Source organism: Enterococcus mundtii (assembly GCF_003957375.1).
GTDB classification, from domain to species: domain Bacteria; phylum Bacillota; class Bacilli; order Lactobacillales; family Enterococcaceae; genus Enterococcus_B; species Enterococcus_B spodopteracolus.
In genome coordinates, this window is sequence record NZ_CP025473.1 from 1,819,065 (window position 1) to 1,837,489 (window position 18,425).

Genomic DNA, 18,425 nt, shown 5'->3' on the forward strand with positions numbered 1-18,425 from the left:
AACGTCTCTCGTTTGTGTAAATCATACCAACGACAAAAAAAGTGGGACCTTCGTTCTCTCCCATCACCTAAAACCGGATAAACAACAGGAACAGAAGTAACTTCTTCGTAAATAAGGCGCCAGCCACAAAAATTTGAAAAACAATTTTCGTGGCTGACGCCTTATTTCTTGAGACTGAACACTTCTGTCCCGACCGTATTGACATCGTCGTTTCACTCTTTATTCCATAATTATTTACTAAAAATGATCATTCTTTGATCTTCAACGTCAACGCATTCAGTGCTACAACTACGGTACTCAATGACATCAAGACAGCTCCAATCGCTGGGCTTAACAAAATCCCGATTGGTGCAAGAATACCTGCTGCTAAAGGAATGGCAAGAATGTTGTAACCAGCTCCCCACCATAGGTTTTGGATCATTTTCTTTCTCGTTTGTTTGGCTAGATCTAAGAAATGCAAGATATCTTTTGGATCACTGTTGATCAAAACCACATCCGCTGAGTCGATCGCAATATCGGTTCCTGCTCCAATCGCCATCCCGATCGTCGCACGTGCTAAACTTGGGGCGTCGTTGATTCCATCACCGACCATAATGACTTTATTCCCCTGTTCCTGATAACGTTTGACGATATCTTCCTTGTCATTTGGTAAAAGTCCGCCATAATACTCTTCGATACCTAAGTATTGTGCGACCTCTTCTGTTGCATGTAGATTGTCACCAGTCAACATCACCGGAGTGATATTTCTTTCTTTGAGTCTTTGAATAAAGGTTTTTGCTTCTGCTTTGATGATGTCGCCTAAAGCCACTAATCCCACTAAACGATCATCGATCAATAGAAAACTGACTGTATTCCCTTGTTCTTCGTAAGGAGTTAGTCGTTCTTTTGCAATTTTAAGTCCTAAACGTTTGATTTCTTTTTCATTGACTACTTTTACATTTTTATCTGCTACTGTTCCAGTTAAGCCAACCCCTGAAAGATTCTTTTGATTCTCAGCTTGATAAGGAGAAATATTTTGTTCCTTCAAATAACGCATGATCCCAATGGCTAACGGATGATTGGCGTTCGCCTCTAAGGCACCTAGATATTTCAATAGTTCTTCTTGAGGATAATCATCGTCTAAGCTTTCGATACCAGTGACGGTGAATTTCCCTTCCGTCAACGTACCTGTTTTATCCAGCATGATGACATCTAACTCATTGGCTTGTTCTAAGGCGCGACGACTTTTGAGCAACAGCCCATTTTTAGCCGTAATCGACGTCGAACGTGCAACAACTAAAGGAATCGCCAAACCTAATGCATGGGGACAGGCAATAATGAAGACGGTGACCATCCGTTCTAAAGCAGTTGGTAAATCGGTTAAAAAGAGCCACACAACAAATGCCGATAGACCGGCGATCAATGCGACATAAAACAACCATTTTGCTACTTTGTCAGACAAAGATTCTAGTTTTGACTTTTCACCTTGTGCTTGACGGACCATATCCATGACTTTGGCTAAATAGCTATTTTCACCAGTTCCAGTCACTTCGATCTCAATAGTGCCGTCTCCATTGATCGAACCCCCGATCACTGGATCAGATGTTTGCTTCTTGACCCCTCTGGACTCGCCAGTTACGGCAGATTCGTCCACGATTGTTTCACCTTTCAGGATCTTCCCATCCGTTGGCATTTTATCTCCTGCTCGAACGATTAAATGATCGCCCTCTTTGACCTCTTTTAAAGAAATTGTCTCTTCTGTCCCATCTGTTCGTAATCGTTTGACCGTTTCAGGTAATAATTCTGCTAATTTTTGTAACGCATTACTTGCATTAGAAACGGCACTCATTTCGATCCAGTGCCCTAATAACATGATGACGATCAACGTCGCCAATTCCCAGAAGAAGTCCATCACATGAGTATGTGGATTGATAAGATTTGCGATAAAAGAATAGACACTATAAACATAGGCCACACTGATCCCCATAGCAATCAAGGTCATCATTGCTGGACTTTTTTGTTTCAATTCCATTTTAGCGCCACTTAAAAAGGGTTGTCCGCCATAGATGAACAAGATGGTCGCTAGAATCAAGACGAGCCAATCAGAGCCAGGGAAAGTCACTTGAAAGGAAAATTCCATGCCCATCATGGGAGAAAATAAGATGATCGGAATCGCTAACAACAATGACAACCAAAATTTTTGTTTAAAATTCCCCATGTGCATCGAATGATCCATCCCGCCGCTCATATGGTCATGATGATCCATGGAACTATGATCCATTGAGTGATACTCATGTGCCATGCTCTCGAGATTCATTTTTGTATGGTCCATATTCGTATGATCCATTTTATGGTGTGTCATGTTCGTTTGTTGCTTCATTTCATCATGATGATGCTCGTGCATCGTTTGTTTTTTTTGCTCGTTCATTTTCATTCTGTCCTTTCCTTTGTTGAACCGTTTATTTCTTCATTTTTTGGTTTAGACTTAATGAATTGAGTAACACACTGATTGAGCTAAAGGCCATCGCTCCTCCGGCAATGATTGGATTCAATAAGCCAAACGCAGCAAACGGAATGCCAATTGTGTTATAAATAAATGCCCAAAATAAGTTTTGTTTGATTTTTTTCAAGGTCACACTTGAAAGTTCGATCGTTTGTCCAATCGACGAGAGTTGACTATTCATTAACGTTACATCTGCTGTTTCCATGGCGATATCGGTGCCATTTCCCATGGCGATACCGACATTTGCTAAAGCCAAAGCGGGGGCATCATTGATACCATCACCGACCATTCCCACTTGTTTTCCTTCTTTTTGCAATTTTTCGACATATCCTGCTTTTTCATCAGGTAATACTTCAGCAAAGATGTGTTCTTTTGGAATACCAACTTCATGTCCAATCGTCGTTGCAACTGATTGATTGTCCCCTGTGACCATATAAACTGCCAATCCTTGGGCTTGTAATTGTTGGATCGCTGATTGTGCGTGTTCTTTGATCTGATCAGCCACAGCGATCATCCCCAATACCTGTCTGTCATCTGCAAGAAACATCACGGTTTTTCCTTGTCGTTCTAATTGTAACGCTTGTTCTTGATACGCTTCAAATGAAACGTTCAGCTCCACTAGTCGTTTTCTCGTACCAATAAAATAAGATTTTTCATTTATTACCCCGCTGATCCCAGCACCCGGATGTGCTTTTGCTTGAACCACAGGCAAAGTCGTGGTCTCCTGTTCTTTTCCATAAGTCACAATGGCTTTACCTAAAGGATGCTCTGAGCCTTGCTCTAATGTGGTGGCGATCGTTAATACTTCTTCGTCACCGATAATATCTGTGACCACTGGTTTACCTTGTGTGATCGTACCAGTTTTATCTAAAAGAATCGTATCTAGATGTGTCGCAGCTTCTAATGCCTCGCCACCTTTGATCAAAATACCCTTTCGTGCGCCTAATCCTGTACCAACCATGATTGCAGTTGGTGTCGCTAGGCCTAACGCACAAGGACAAGCAATAACCAGCACTGAAACACTATGGATCACTGCCAGTTCCCAGTTGCCACTGATGAGTCCAGTGACTATTAAGGTAAAGAAAGCAATGACTAAAACGATAGGTACGAAAATACCAGAAATCTTATCAGCAATTTTTTGGATCGGTGCTTTACTTCCTTGGGCATCTTCCACCATTTGGATGATTTGTGAGAGGACAGTTCCTTTTCCTACTTGGGTCACCGTCATTTCAAGAATCCCTGTAGAATTGATGGTTCCACCGAAGAGTAGATCCCCCATTTTTTTCTCAACTGGCACGCTTTCTCCCGTCAACATTCCTTCATCGATCGCACTATTCCCTTTGATGACTTTCCCATCTGTTGGGATTTGTTCTCCCGGTCGGACGAGTAAAATATCCCCAATCTCTACTTCCTCGATTGGTATGGTCTTTTCTTCACCATTTTTTATGACCTGTGCTGTTTTTTTCTGAAGAGACATCAACTGCTTGATGGCATCGCCGGTTTTACTTTTGGCTGTGTGTTCCAAATATTTCCCTAACAAAATCAACGTGATGATCATATTGCTACTTTCAAAATATAAGTCCGATGAATGCATACTGAAAAAACCATTATATACACTAAGCGCAAATGCGGCGGTCGTACCGATTGCCACTAACACATCCATATTGGGTGCGTTTGTTTTGATGGCATGATACGCTCCTTCATAAAAGCGCCAACCAATATAAAATTGGACAGGAATTGCTAAAATCAGTTGGACCCATGGATCATGAAAAAAATGGACAAGTGTTCCGTGAAAACCTAACATCATTGCAATCATCGCGATCATCATAGGAAGCGTCAAGATAGCACCTATGATGACATCTCGCTTCATCTTTGTTAAATAAGTTTGCTTCTCTTCTGCAATTTTTTGCTTATGGGCCTCATCATATAAAATCGCACCATAACCAATGGTTTCAACACTCTGGATCAGTTCTTCAATTGATACTTCCTGATAATTAATCGTCGCTTTTTCTGTTGCCAGATTAACAGTTGCAGATAATACACCGGGCTGTTCATTCAACTCTTTTTCGATTCGTGCAGCACAATTGGCACAAGTCATTCCAGTAATCACGAGTGTGTCTTTTTTAGCTGGATACTCCATTTAAATCACCTCTGCTTGATAGCCTAAATCATTGATTACTTGACATATCGTAGATGATTGAATCACTGTTTCATCTAATGACACAGTTCCAATCTCTTTTTTTAAGTTGACATTGATTTTTTTTACACCCGGTAGCGCATTGACCGTTTCTTCCACTCTTGCAACGCAATGTTTACAGCTCATTCCTTTGATTGTTACTTTTGTTTTCATCCCTGGTTTCCTCCTAGTTGTTTTGATGGCAATGACATTGTCCTGGAATGCAATTGCACTGGATATTTGTTACTGGCTCTTTTTTCTTTAATTCTGCCATGATTTGGTCAATATCTGCTTGTGTTAAAGTTGCTTCTGAGACAAGATCTGCAATCGTCTCGCCGATTTTTTTGGCGCAAATATGTGAGAATAGATTTTCAGCAGCACTTTGTACAGTTTCCGTTTCAGACACTGCTGGGTGATAAATGAATTTTTTTCCTTCTTGTTCTGTCCAAATCGCTTCTTTTTTAACAAGTCGTCCTAATAACGTTTTGACTGTTGCTGCTTTCCAGCCCATTGATTCAGAAAGGATCTGTGTGATTTCCTGAGCTGTGGTGTCACCTAATGTCCAGACGACACGCATGATTTCCCATTCTGAGTCACTGATTTTGATTGGTTTTTTCACTTCTTCCATATGTATCACTCTCCTTTTCGTTTACAAACGTAAACTTAAATTCTAAATATAGATTACACTTGTAAACGAAACGTGTCAACTACTTTTACTTCGCCATTGCTCTAGGAATTTTTTTTGCTGTCGTGAACCATTCAAAATGACTAATTTTCCTTCTGCTCCTTGTTCATAGATTTTTTTGATTGCCAAGGGTTCCCTTTCTTTCTTGAAACGCCAAACAAAAAGTAAAAAGTCCCAATATTCTTTGTCGAATTTTTCTATAAATTCTTCTGGAACATCTGGACGGGTACTTTTATCTAATTTTCGTTTGATCGAACGTTTGATCACACGATACATCGCGATATGTCTCGGCAAGCGAAGTAACAGGATCAAGTCAGCCTGTTTAATTCTATCTTTTGCAATCGATAGATAATTGCCTTCAATAATCCATTCCTTGTTTTCAACCATAAATTTTTCTTGTTCTTTTAACAACCACTGCTTGGCAGCTTTTCCATAGTCCGTTGCTAACCACAATCGATCAAGAGCTAAAAGTGGGCTTCCTGTCGTTACTTGTAAGCTTCTTGCAAGTGTGGATTTACCTGCACCCGACTGTCCAATAATCATTATTTTCATCTTGTCCTCCTCCAAATGGTCATCTTTTTATTTTACCTTTTATTCTTAATAACGCAAAAAAAGACCGAACCAATCGTTGGATTGATTCGGTCATATCTTATTTTAAAGTTGAGAAACTGGTTCTTTCAATGGATTTTTCTTATTATCACGACGTGCGATTGCTGGTAAGATCATACCTAATAAAATCAAAATGATTGGTGTGACGATATTAGAAATCAATTGGAACCACCAAGCTTGTGGATCAGCAGCGTATTCCACTTTTGGTACCATTCCCAAAATACATGCAAACGCAGTGAAAGCAAAACACCAAGCACCAAAGATGAATCCAACTTTAGGATTTTTCACGAACTTATATTCTGAGGTGAATTTTTTGTATGCTTTGTTCAACATCATATAGGCTAGGAATACCCACAAGTAACGCATTGGCATAACGACTGAATTTAAGTTCGTCAACCATTTAACTAATTCATTCATATCTTTGATACCAATAATCGGTAATAGAATGATGATACCGACTAAGATACCAGTTAACATGTAACCATTGACCAACGTTCCTTTACGATTACGTTTACGTAACCAACTTGGTACAAATTCTGGATCTGCATCGGCTAACAAGATCTTCAATGGCGCATCAATAGAAAATGCCAAAGCAGAAATTTGACCGACCATATTCGTCAATGCATAGATGATCATCAACGCATTACCGATACCATAATAATTACCTAAGATTTGGAAGGCACTGTACGCACCATTTGCCATTAAATCTTTAGGAATATTGTCACTTGCAAATAACATACCCATTGCCACAGAACCTAAAACAGCACAGATACCGACCATCGCTGCTAAAAAGATCATCCCTTTTGGAAATTCTTTTGCCGGGTTACGTGTAGAATTAACATAAGGAGAGATTTTCTCAGCGCCTCCTACAGCAAAGACTAACATCGAAACAGTCGTAAAGTAACTAAAGTCAAATTTAGGAATGTACGTTTTGACTTGGTTCATATTTGCTGTCGCAAATTCCATCGTTGGATTGATGAATGGCGCAGTAACAGCAAGTAAAATGAATAATAATGACATGACGAACATCGCTGTACCTGCTAAACCACCGATAACTTTCAACGTTGATAAGCCTTTTGTTGATAGATACAAGAAAGCTAAGAAAATGATCAATGAGATCACTGCGACCATTTGGACAGACATCGTATTGACGATATCGCCATTTCCTTGAACTGCCCAACCAGCTGCAATCAAAATCGCTTGTGGTTTTTGTGCTAAGTATGGAATGTGCACGACCCAATATGTCCAGGCAGCATAATAAGCTAAGCGTTTATTCGAAGTAGTGTTTTCTACCCAAGAACTAACGCCCCTTTACTATCTTTGAATGCTGATCCTAATTGACCGACGATCAGTGCATAGGGGATAAAATAAATAGCTAGGATCAATAACCATGAAGTGATTACTGAGATTCCTTGTTGCGCGTAGTTATTGACGACATTTCCCATACCCCAGACCATGTTGAATGCAATCAACGCTACTGTAAACCAGCGCAGTTGTTTTTCGTTCATCTGATTTCTCCTTTATAAATATTTAATAATTATTCATTGACTATCATATTCAATTTTCATAATGTTTACAACACTTCGTTATTTTAATTGTGGATTATTTTAGGTAAAACACATTGTTTTTACATTTATTTTTCATTTTATCCCCAAAAACCTAATTTAAAGGCGCATAAACAAGAATTATTTTCTAACTATTTTGGAATTTTCAGAACAGTTAAAAACTTGCAGTTATTTTAATCACAAAAAAACCACAGTCCTCAAATAAATGATTTCTGTGGTTTAACGGTGCTTTTTTGACTGTTTATTTGACTTTTTTGACAGATAATCCACGCATGGCGTTTAAAACTGCTATCAGGGTCACACCCACATCGGCAAAGACTGCGTTTCCCATAGAAGCAAAGCCAATAGCTCCGAGAATCAATACGATTACTTTTACTCCAATAGCAAATGCAATATTTTGCTTGACGATTTTCAACGTCTTTCTTGAAATTTGAATCGCCTCTGCAAGTTTTGATGGCTCATCGTTCATGATGACAACATCGGCTGCTTCAATGGCTGCATCACTGCCTAAACCACCCATGGCGATTCCCACATCTGCTCGAGCTAATACCGGTGCATCATTGATCCCATCACCTACAAATGCAGTTTTCTGAGTCGTTTCGCTCATCAATGCTTCTAATTTTTCTACCTTATCTTCTGGAAGCAGTTCACTATAGAATGTATCGACCCTTATCTCTTTTGCAACTTGTTCTGCAATCTTTTGAGCATCACCTGTCAACATCACTGTCTTTTTGACGCCGACTTCTTTCAATGTCTCGATAGCAAAAGTTGCATCTGGTTTGATCGTATCCGCAATAACTAAATACCCCATGAGCTGACTGTCAATCGCTAAATAGATCAATGTTCCTATTTCATGATTCTCTGGTTGCTCGACTCCATAGCGAGCCAATAATTTTTGATTTCCGACAAGTACCTCTTGTCCTTTAACCTGTGCGTTGATTCCTTCTCCAGCGATTTCTGCAGGGTCTTCAATTTCATATAACGGGCCACTATAGGTATCCATGACCGCCTTGGCGATTGGATGTGTCGACACATTTTCTAGACTCGCCACATATTTGATAAATACTTTCTCGTCAATGTTAGAAATAACTTTTTGTACGGCAAAATCCCCCTTTGTTAGGGTCCCTGTTTTGTCAAATACCACTGTTTCTGTACGAGCTAAAAGTTCTAGATAATTTCCACCTTTTACAAGTATCCCCGTTTACTAGCTCCACCGATTCCTCCGAAAAAACTAAGTGGAACAGAAATGACTAATGCACATGGACAAGAAATCACTAGAAATGTCAATGCTCGATAAATCCATTCAGAAAAATCTCCTCCATAAAGTAAGGGTGGGACAGTTGCTAAAAGAACAGCTAAAGCAACGACGATCGGCGTATAGTAACGAGCAAACTTAGTGATAAATTTTTCAGCAGGTGCCTTTTTACTGCTTGCTGTCTCCACCAGTTCTAATAATTTGCTGATTGTCGAATTTTCATAGTTCTTTTTAACTTCGATGGTTAAAGGATGGGTCTTATTGATAAAACCACTTAATACATTTTCACCACTCATCACTTCTTTAGGCAATGATTCTCCTGTTAATGCAGATGTATCTACGAGGGATTGTCCCTTCAAAATCGTTCCGTCCAAAGGAATTCTTTCACCCGGTTTGACCATGACTGACTCACCGATCTGCACTTCTTCTGGTTGCTTATTTACCAAGCCGATTTCAGTGATCACATGAGCAATTTCCGGTCGAATCGCCATCAACTCACGAATTGACCGACGAGACTGATCGACCGCAAAATGTTGGAAATACTCACCGATTTGATAAAATAGCATGACAGCAACTGCTTCTGGATATTCACCGATCATCATTGCACCGATCGTTGCAATCGACATTAAAAAGTTTTCATCAAACACTTGTCCTTTACGAATATTGACGAACGCTTGCTTAATAACATCAAAGCCGATGAGAACAAAAATGGCGAAAAAAGTAATGAAACGAATTGGCTCAGCAGGCTTCCATAAAAACAATAAAAGTAAGCTAATTGACGCTATGACGATACGTAACAATGCTGTTTTATTTTCTTTTTCTGGTTCATGATTTTTACTTGTCTGATTTTTCACTTCAATTACTTTGACATCTGGTTCTAATTGATGGATTTCTTCTGTTGCTTGTTTTTCAATCGCTTCTATGACAGCTTTATCTGCATCGATCATCATTTTCCCAGTTGCAAAATTGACCGATGCTTCTTTTACGCCGGGTATTGCTTGTACTTTTTTTTCGATTTTCATCGCACAATTTGCGCAATCCAAACCTTCTAATTGATAACTTTTCATTTCAAGTCCCTCCTCACTAAACATATGACTATCTCTTCATAAGTTATTATACATGAACAATTATTCATATGTCAAATCATAGTAATAACAGATCATGGTTGAAGTATCGTTTGGGAGAGAGTCATTATTTCTTTAAGATGTAAATGAAGTTTCTTAGGTAAAAGTGACGAATGATAAACTTTTACAATAGAAAATAAAGGAGGAAATACATGATTGATTTCAACGATCAATACCATCTTTGCGACTAGGAAAAGCTGCCAACTTCAAAATAGTCGGAAAGAAAGGAAAAGAAAATTTTCAAAATTGATTAAAATGATCAAGCTTCCTTTTTTATTGAAACAGAGAAAAAAATGACTTGAAGCACTCTTTTAAACATACGATTGACTATGATGATGGGAAAAAAAGAGATGTTCAGCCCATCATTGAAAATTTAAGAGAGGATGATCCAACTAGCTTTGTCATCATTCCCTCTTACTCTATTAATACAAGGTTATTGAAAGTCTACGAAGATCCTAAAACACCTAAAAAATTTGTAAAAAATCAATCCATCGAGGTCGCACCTTATTATTATCATTTTTTTTATGATAATTCCAGACGATTGAAACCATTGGATGCTCACATCAACGCAATCATCGATGGAACGGACCAACCATTAAAAGAGGGCTTTCGCCAAAAAGTAAAAGTCAAGAGTCAGCGGTTTGGGGGAACAGTCAAAGATAGGATGTTTTCTGATAGACAGACCTCTAAAAATAATGCCACAGACGTGCCACTTCCAACTTCTCCAACACAAACGTCCCTTATACCAGCGAATTTTAATCATCGCGTAGTAGACACAACCAACAAAGCGCATTTTTTGAGTAAGCAAATACCTAAAAAACATACAGATATCACTCGCTAAGTGTAAAAAAAGTAACTCTTTGGACAGACAACCAACTGTACAAGAGAGTTACTTTTATATTAGTGACTATTTAAACGATTTCTGCCCCAAATGGCATCAACGCTAGGCGTGCTAGTTTGAAGGATTGCTTTGCGAAAGGAATACCAATGATCGTGATACAAAGTAAAATCCCACTGATGACATGACCTAAAGCAATCGGCAACCCTGACACGATCAACCAAATGATATTGACGATCAAAGACACGCCATTGTTTGTATAAATGACTTCTTTTCCAAAGGGTGCAAACGATAAAGAAGCTAGTTTGAAACATTGTAGCCCGACCGGAATACCAACAATTGTGATACACCATAATACACCTGCTGCCGCCCAACTAAGTCCTCCGAGTAAACCACCAAAAATAAACCAAATAATATTTCCAATACAACTCATTGTTTCTTTCTCCATTCTAATAAGAGCCTTACGTTAAAAAACATTGAAATCGACTCTCTTGATTTTACGTTTTTTTGCTTCTAATAACCACAGCTCTATAAACTGAGCGGCTACTGTTCTTTCTTGATCGACTGCTGCAAAAATCGTTTGAACTAGTTCACATGCTTGCTGATCTGCTTCAGTCGTTTCGATTTGTCTCGCTTGTCCAAAAGCGAAAATCATTTGTTTTTCTGCGTCATCGTGTGCTGCTATAAACGATATATTCAATGGATCGTTTATATCTGGCAACGTTAGTTCCTCCAAGAATCGATTTGCTTGTTGCCTGATCAACGTATTGATCATTGGTAGATCTGCTTCGGTTGCTGGACGAATGATCATTCAAACCACTCTTTTCTTTTTTTGACCGTTTCTATCCAAATATTGGCGATCGTTTCATGACCCAGTAGTGTCGGATGGACACCATCATCCCCTGTGTATTTCTCATAGCCATATGAAATGCCTAAAGAATTCAACGTTCCATCTAACGGGACAAAAACTGCTTGATACTCTTTTGCTATTTGACGAATCAAGTGGATCTTTGGATCAAGATCACTACGCCAACTTCTCCGATCGTCAGGCTCGGGCAAAACAAATGGTTCCATCAAGACGATTTTTTTGATGTCACTTTCCACTAAACGACCAAGTAAATACCGATAATCTGCTTCAAAACGCGCAAAAGATTCTTTTGTCGCAAATGCTGCAGGCTCGCCTACATTGTGCCATGTATCATTGATACCGATCAAAATCGAAACGATATCCGGTTTCAAATCGATGCAGTCTGCTTGCCAGCGCTTCTTAAGGTCCGCTAACTTATTTCCGCCAATTCCGCGATTGACAAATGTCCACGTGTTTTCTGGATCACTCGCAGCCAATTTTGCTGCTGTTAACAGTGCATAGCCATGACCGAGATCGCCAGTTCCTCTACCCGCATCTGTGATACTGTCACCAATGAATAAAAGTCGTTGTTCCATCACACATCCTACTTTCTATGCCACTTTTATGTTATTATCCCACACACATCTAGCCAAAGAAAGAAGGAATTGGAACAATAGTGATTTTATAACAACTTCTTAAAAAAATGCGTTCCACGAAAATGCGATGAACGATTTTCGTGGAACGCGTCTTATTTTTTATGGGTAAATACGATTTAACAAACGTGGGAATGGAATGGCTTCACGTACATGATCGATCCCTGAGATCCAAGTCACTGTACGTTCTAAGCCTAAGCCGAAACCAGAATGTGGAACAGATCCGTATTTACGTAGATCTAAGTACCATGAGTATTCTTTTTCGTCTAAGCCATGATTCTTGATTTGTTCAAGTAAGAAATCATAGTCAGTCGCACGTTCACTTCCGCCGATGATCTCGCCATATCCTTCAGGTGCGATCATATCTGCACAAATCACGACATCTTCTCTTGTTGGATGTGGTTTCATGTAGAATGGTTTGATCGCTTTTGGATAGTTCAAGATAAAGACAGGTTGTTCAAACGAATTCGCAATGAACGTTTCGTGTGGTGAACCGAAATCATCGCCCCACTCGATATCGTCAAAGCCATTTTTCTTCAATAGCTCGATGGCATCATCATATGTGATACGTGGGAAAGGTAATTTAGTATAAGTTTTTAATTTTTCTTTATCACGTTCTAAGACATCTAAAGCATACTCGCAGTTATCTAATACACTTTGAACTAAGAAAGCAACGTATTGTTCTTGTACTTCTAAGCTTTCTTCTTGATGCGTGAACGCCATTTCAGGTTCGATCATCCAAAATTCGATCAAATGACGACGTGTTTTTGATTTTTCAGCACGGAAAGTTGGTCCAAATGAAAATACTTTACCAAATGCCATTGCAGCAGCTTCCATATACAATTGACCACTTTGTGACAGATATGCTTTTTGATCAAAGTAGTTCGTCTCAAATAGATCGGTGGTTCCTTCTGGAGCAGAGCCAGTCAAGATCGGTGGATCGATTTTAACAAATTGGTTGTTGTTGAAAAATTCGTAGGTTGCACGGATGATTTCATTTCGAATCTGCATCACTGCATGTTGGCGAGAAGAGCGTAACCATAAATGACGATGATCCATCAAGAAATCTGTTCCATGTTCTTTTGGTGTGATTGGATAATCATGACTTTCACTCACTACTTCAATGTTCGTGATCCCGATCTCATAGCCAAATTTAGAACGGCTATCTTCACGAATCTCACCTGTCACAAGGATCGATGTTTCTTGAGAAAGATTTTTTGCCATTTGGAAAACTTCCTCAGGCACTTCGCTTTTTACGACAACTCCTTGGAAGAATGCTGTCCCATCTCGTAATTGTAAAAAGGCGATTTTCCCACTTGAACGCTTATTAGCGACCCAAGCACCGATCGTTACTGTTTCGCCTACATGTTTTTTTGAATCGATGATTTGAATTTGTTCCACGTAAAATTCTCCTTTGTCCTATAATAATTTCTATTCGTTTTGACTTTTACTCTCAATAAAACGTTGGATTCGTCGGATTCCTTCTTCTAACGTTGCTAGATTCGCCGCATAACTCAAACGAACATTTTCCGGTGCGCCGAAACCTTCACCTGTAACCAGAGCAACCCCTGCTTCTTCTAGTAAATCTTCGACCCACGGCGTCACTTGTTCATAGCCACATATCGCTAACGTTTCTTTCACATTCGGAAACAAGTAAAATGCGCCTTGTGGTCTTTTGACCGACACCCCGGGCAAATCAGCAACAAGCGGAAATACGATGTCTAGACGTTCTTCAAATGCTTTGCGCATCTCTTCAACGGTATCTTGTTCCCCTTGTAATGCTTCGACAGCCGCATATTGACTGACTGCAGTTGGGTTACTAGTTGATTGTGACGCAATCGCAATCATCCCATCAATGATTTTTTGATCGCCGACTGCATATCCGATACGCCAGCCTGTCATTGCATAGGTTTTTGATACACCGTTGATGATTATCGTCTGTTCACGTATTGCTTTTGAAATCGTTGCAATTGGAGTAAACTCATTGTCATTATAAACTAATCGGCCATAAATATCATCAGCAACTATTAAAATATCGTTTTTTACTGCCCATTCACCTATAACTTGTAGTTCTTCTTTTGTGTAGATCATCCCTGTCGGATTAGAAGGAGAGTTGATGATGACTGCTTTTGTCTTGGAAGAACGTGCTTGTTCCAATTGTTCGAGGGTCACTTTGAAATCATTGACTTCTTGACCAGTGACAAAAACAGGGACACCTTCTGCTAACTTGACTTGTTCACCATAGCTTACCCAATAAGGTACTGGAATGATGACTTCATCTTTTGGATCTAGGATTGTTTGGAATAAGGCATAGAGAGCAAATTTCGCCCCGTCTGTCACAATCGTCTGAGAAGCATCGTAAGTCAAGCCATAATAGGTTTCCAGATACGAAACGATTGCCTGTCTTAATTCTGGAATACCCGCTGTTGGCGTATAATAGCTTGCTTTTCCATTCTTGATGGCTGCGATCGCTGCTTCTTGGATATTTTCAGGTGTAGCAAAATCAGGTTCTCCTACGGTCAAACTGATAATGTCTTTCCCTTGTGCTTTCAGTGCCTTTGCTTTTGCTGCAGTTGCTAGTGTTATGGAAGGCTCTAAGCGTTCCACTCTTTTTGACTGTTTCATCCAATCTATCCTTTCATCCGTCTTTTCTATACCCCGCTAATGACTTTGACTTCCTCTCCCGTTTTAAAAGAAAGTAAATAATAATTCAACTGGTCATCTGATGTTTTGGTAATGACTTCCCATACCGGTTCCTCTTTGTACATCCCTAAAGAAGCTTTTTCCACTTGTTGATCGGGATGCTGTTTGCTGATTTCTTGTCGGGCAGCTTCTTCGGTCAAGCCTGCTTTTTGTTCTAATACTTTCACACGCTCACCCGATTTAGGTATGATTACTGCAATATCTTGTCCTTTATCGTTTTGGCCTGTTAATGAAAAATAAGTGGCTTCCCGAGTAAACCAATAGAATTGGTCCACTTCCTCAAGATTTGCATATTGTTCAGCTAGTTTTGTCGCCTCTTGTTTCGCTTGCGTCATTGGGCGTGTCGCACGCAGATAAAAAATAGTGCTGATCACGATTACTGCTAATAAAGCGATGATCAAGCCCAGCAAGATGCGATTGATCGTATGTTCTTTGTTTATCTGATTCTTCAAGGACTGTCGCTCCTTCTTTTTTCATTGATGTCCATTATAACAGATTTCGAGGTGAAAATAGTCCTCGATTATGGCTTAATTTCTTCGTTTTTGTTTAAGAAATCATGGATATCGTTACAAATTTGTTCAAAAGGCGCCTCTTGGACAGGCATCTTTTTAGGCAAGGCATGAATGATCCTCGCGCCATATTTTGCGGTCACCAAACGTCGATCTAAAATCAGCAAAACACCTTTGTCCGTTTCCGAACGAATCAAGCGACCTAAAGCTTGTCTGACCTTCAGTGCTGCCTTTGGTAAGGATTCTTGGTAAAAAGGGTTGATGCCTTCCGATTCCAAATATGCATTTCTCGCTTTGACCATTGGACGTTTTGGATGATCGAATGGCAGCCGCGTAATGACGACTAGTTGTAACGCATCTCCTGGCAGGTCGACGCCTTCCCAAAAACTATCTGCACCGAATAGCACGCTCATATCAGAAAGAACAAAACGTTTCAATAGTTTCTCACGACTGCCACCGATCCCTTGAGCTAAAATCTCTCTTCCTTGTTCAAGCATTGTCAAATGCATTCGTTGATACACCTTTTGTAAAACATCATGAGAAGTAAACAAAACCAGGATCGGTCTTTTTTCTTGTCTGATCAACTGGTATAACACATCCGTTAGATAGTCGACATACGCTGTACCACTTAATTGATTGATCTCTGGTGCTTCTTTTGGTACGAAGATCCGTGCTTGTTTTTCATAATCATAAGGAGAGGCAATGACTTTCAGCGGAGCCCCTTCAATTCCTAATCGTTTCGCCAAATATTGGCGATCTGGCCCCACTTTCAATGTCCCTCCTATATATAAAATCCGTTCATAGCGCTGATACCAAACTGTATTGGGAATCAGTGCGGCAGTGAAATCGTGGAGATGGAACATTGTCTGCTGAGGGGTGACACCCGGAACAAACCAATGGACTAAACTTTCTTGCCAATTCTCCAACCACTCTTCCATAAAACTTGCTTGTTGATTTAAACGATCAAACAAAGTATACAAACTTGCAAGATCGACACGCATTCGCTTTGTCCAACTTTCTTGAAGCACCTCTAAGCCTGAACGGATCCTGTACTGCAATTCCTTTATTTCTTGGTAAAAAAGATGAAGATGGTCAATGGCTGTACTTGCTTCAAAAGATAAATTATCCAAGTCCTCTTTTGTGATCATGACTTCTTCGGCGTAAGTTTGTCTTTTTTGTTGAGGTATGATCTCAAGTAAACCTTCAGCTAAACAAAGCTGTGCCTCACGAAGCGCAGACAACTCTTCTTTGTAGATATCAAGCCAGCGCTGGCCCTCATGATTGGCTGGAAGATAGCCTTTGAAGCGATCGAACAAACGATCAGGTTCTTCGAATAATTGTACTTCCTTGTTAAAATAGCTCAAACTGAATCGTCGATCATTGACTTTTTCAGCAATCTCAGGCAAATGATGCGCTTCATCGATCAATAAATAAGGACTTTTAGGCAACAACGGCAGCTTTCTTTGTGTTTCTTGGACTAAAAAAGCATGGTTGACGATCAAGAAGTTACTTTGCTTGATTTGTCGATGCAAAAATCGAATAAAATCTTGTTCATAGAACGCTTGTTTTTTCGCTAAAAAGTCAAGCCCGCGATGCGAAACATCTGCAAAAAAAGCATGATTCAAATTCGTTAGATGTAACTCATCTAAATCTCCTGTTTTTGTCTGCGTCAGCCAGACAAGAACTGTCATTTGATAGAGTGCATATTGTTTTTGCTCCTTTGGCTCAAGGAGTGTGGCTTTAAATCGTTGCAAATCGAGATAATGGCGGTAGCTTTTGATAATCGTCGCTTGGATCGGTTGGTCGAATAATTGATTCAACAAAGGAATATCTTTTTCCATGATCTGCTCTTGTAAAACAAGCGATACCGTACTGATCACTGCCGGCTTCTCCGGTGTGGCCAGATAGCTAAGAGGCAATAGATAGCCAATCGTCTTGCCCATACCAGTCGCTGCTTCGATCATCAAATTTTTTGATTCATCTTTGGTAAAATGATCGTAGACAACATTCATCAGACGATTTTGTTCTTTACGATACATCAACGTTTTTCCAAATATTTTTTCTTTCGCTTGTTTTTTTCTTGGATAATCTTTATGGCCATAGTAAACTTCTGAAAATAGTTCGACTTCTTTTTTTTGTAAGGCGATTCCCTCGATGATTTCCAGTTCATCTGATAAAGGTGGTGGCTGCTTTCTCAGTTCGTTGGTGATTTGTTCGATGAATAATCTGGTATCCATCCCTGTATGATTGCTCAGTTTCACGATCTGTTCAAGCGTCACTAAAGGTAACTGACGCATCCGTTCTTCAATCAGCAAGAGCAACTGTGCTGTCACTTCCGCATCACTATCTGCCTGATGGGGATTATCGTGGATAAAACCCAGACTTTCTGACAAATCAGCTAAACGAAAGCTCGGTTCGGTCGGCAAAAATATCTGGGCCAACTCGACTGTATCGATTCCCGGAATATTTAATTTAGGTACGCCACAGCGAGTCAATTCATGGTTCAAAAACTGATAATCAAAATAAATATTATGCGCCACGAAGATGGTATCCGCTAGAAGGTTGTAAATCGTTTGTGCTACATCTTCAAAATAGGGTGAACGATGGACACGTTGATTGGTGATCCCTGTTAAATGCTGGATCTGTTTGGAGATTTTTCGCCCAGGGTTGATATCCATCGAATAACGAGAGGTGATCCGCCCATCTTCGATCATGACACATCCAAATTGGATAATGCGATCTTCTTTTGGATTTGTCCCAGTCGTTTCAATATCGACGACTGCATAGGTTTTCGGTTTCAACATATCTTCCTCTTCTCTTCCCTCTAGTCTTCTTTTGAAATTATACTACAAATCACTTGAAAATTCTTAGGAAATCAACCTAAAGCATACATCTGTTGTCATATTTGCTACTGAGAGAAACAGTAAATTCACTCCCCTCCTTCTTCGTTATCACTCATCCAACCATGCTAGGCGATGT

13 protein-coding genes and 2 pseudogenes are annotated in these 18,425 nt (G+C 39.7%); 1 reads left to right on the forward strand and 14 read right to left on the reverse strand.

Annotated features, from left to right (window positions below; genetic code table 11):
• Positions 1 to 247: 247 nt before the first annotated feature.
• From copB to CYK55_RS08910, 7 genes and pseudogenes are all read right to left on the reverse strand, one after another.
• Positions 248 to 2,383, reverse strand: a complete 2,136-nt coding sequence (copB, locus tag CYK55_RS08880; protein WP_241234805.1) for a copper/silver-translocating P-type ATPase CopB — start codon at positions 2,381 to 2,383, stop codon at positions 248 to 250.
• 55 nt (positions 2,384 to 2,438) lie between these two features.
• Positions 2,439 to 4,622 (reverse strand): heavy metal translocating P-type ATPase, encoded by a 2,184-nt coding sequence (locus tag CYK55_RS08885; protein ID WP_034687304.1) that lies wholly within the window; start codon positions 4,620 to 4,622, stop codon positions 2,439 to 2,441.
• Positions 4,623 to 4,832: a copper chaperone CopZ gene (gene copZ, locus CYK55_RS13815; RefSeq protein ID WP_034687305.1), complete on the reverse strand. Its 210-nt coding sequence runs from the start codon at positions 4,830 to 4,832 to the stop codon at positions 4,623 to 4,625.
• Positions 4,833 to 4,845: 13 nt separating this feature from the next.
• Positions 4,846 to 5,286 carry a CopY/TcrY family copper transport repressor gene (locus CYK55_RS08895; protein WP_034687306.1) on the reverse strand — a complete coding sequence of 147 codons (441 nt, stop codon included), beginning with the start codon at positions 5,284 to 5,286 and terminating at the stop codon, positions 4,846 to 4,848.
• Positions 5,287 to 5,361: 75 nt separating this feature from the next.
• Positions 5,362 to 5,895, reverse strand: coding sequence for a topology modulation protein (locus CYK55_RS08900; protein ID WP_126134213.1), 534 nt, complete (start codon positions 5,893 to 5,895; stop codon positions 5,362 to 5,364).
• A gap of 102 nt (positions 5,896 to 5,997) precedes the next feature.
• Positions 5,998 to 7,460: pseudogene (locus tag CYK55_RS08905) on the reverse strand (APC family permease).
• 298 nt (positions 7,461 to 7,758) lie between these two features.
• Positions 7,759 to 9,839, reverse strand: a pseudogene (locus CYK55_RS08910) (heavy metal translocating P-type ATPase).
• 355 nt (positions 9,840 to 10,194) lie between these two features.
• Between CYK55_RS08910 and CYK55_RS08915 the strand changes: the two are divergent.
• Entirely contained in the window at positions 10,195 to 10,737 is a 543-nt protein-coding gene (locus CYK55_RS08915) for a hypothetical protein (protein ID WP_241234768.1), read from the forward strand.
• A 70-nt stretch (positions 10,738 to 10,807) separates the two neighbouring features.
• On the opposite strand, the gene CYK55_RS08920 is transcribed toward CYK55_RS08915, so the two are convergent.
• From CYK55_RS08920 to CYK55_RS08950, 7 genes are all read right to left on the reverse strand, one after another.
• Positions 10,808 to 11,167 carry a YccF domain-containing protein gene (locus CYK55_RS08920; RefSeq protein WP_034687310.1) on the reverse strand — a complete coding sequence of 120 codons (360 nt, stop codon included), beginning with the start codon at positions 11,165 to 11,167 and terminating at the stop codon, positions 10,808 to 10,810.
• Positions 11,168 to 11,200: 33 nt separating this feature from the next.
• Positions 11,201 to 11,545 (reverse strand): hypothetical protein, encoded by a 345-nt coding sequence (locus tag CYK55_RS08925; protein WP_034687313.1) that lies wholly within the window; start codon positions 11,543 to 11,545, stop codon positions 11,201 to 11,203.
• Positions 11,542 to 12,177, reverse strand: a complete 636-nt coding sequence (locus CYK55_RS08930; RefSeq protein WP_126134214.1) for an SGNH/GDSL hydrolase family protein — start codon at positions 12,175 to 12,177, stop codon at positions 11,542 to 11,544. The genes CYK55_RS08925 and CYK55_RS08930 overlap by 4 nt, the downstream gene beginning before the upstream one ends.
• A gap of 159 nt (positions 12,178 to 12,336) precedes the next feature.
• Entirely contained in the window at positions 12,337 to 13,635 is a 1,299-nt protein-coding gene (gene asnS / locus CYK55_RS08935) for an asparagine--tRNA ligase (protein WP_034687317.1), read from the reverse strand.
• A gap of 30 nt (positions 13,636 to 13,665) precedes the next feature.
• A complete protein-coding gene (locus CYK55_RS08940; RefSeq protein ID WP_034687319.1) occupies positions 13,666 to 14,859 on the reverse strand; it encodes a pyridoxal phosphate-dependent aminotransferase in 1,194 nt (397 codons plus the stop codon).
• 26 nt (positions 14,860 to 14,885) lie between these two features.
• A complete protein-coding gene (locus CYK55_RS08945; protein ID WP_034687322.1) occupies positions 14,886 to 15,389 on the reverse strand; it encodes a DUF5590 domain-containing protein in 504 nt (167 codons plus the stop codon).
• 68 nt (positions 15,390 to 15,457) lie between these two features.
• Complete coding sequence (locus CYK55_RS08950) at positions 15,458 to 18,247, reverse strand: helicase C-terminal domain-containing protein (RefSeq protein ID WP_206437480.1); 2,790 nt, start codon at positions 18,245 to 18,247, stop codon at positions 15,458 to 15,460.
• Positions 18,248 to 18,425 lie beyond the last annotated feature (178 nt).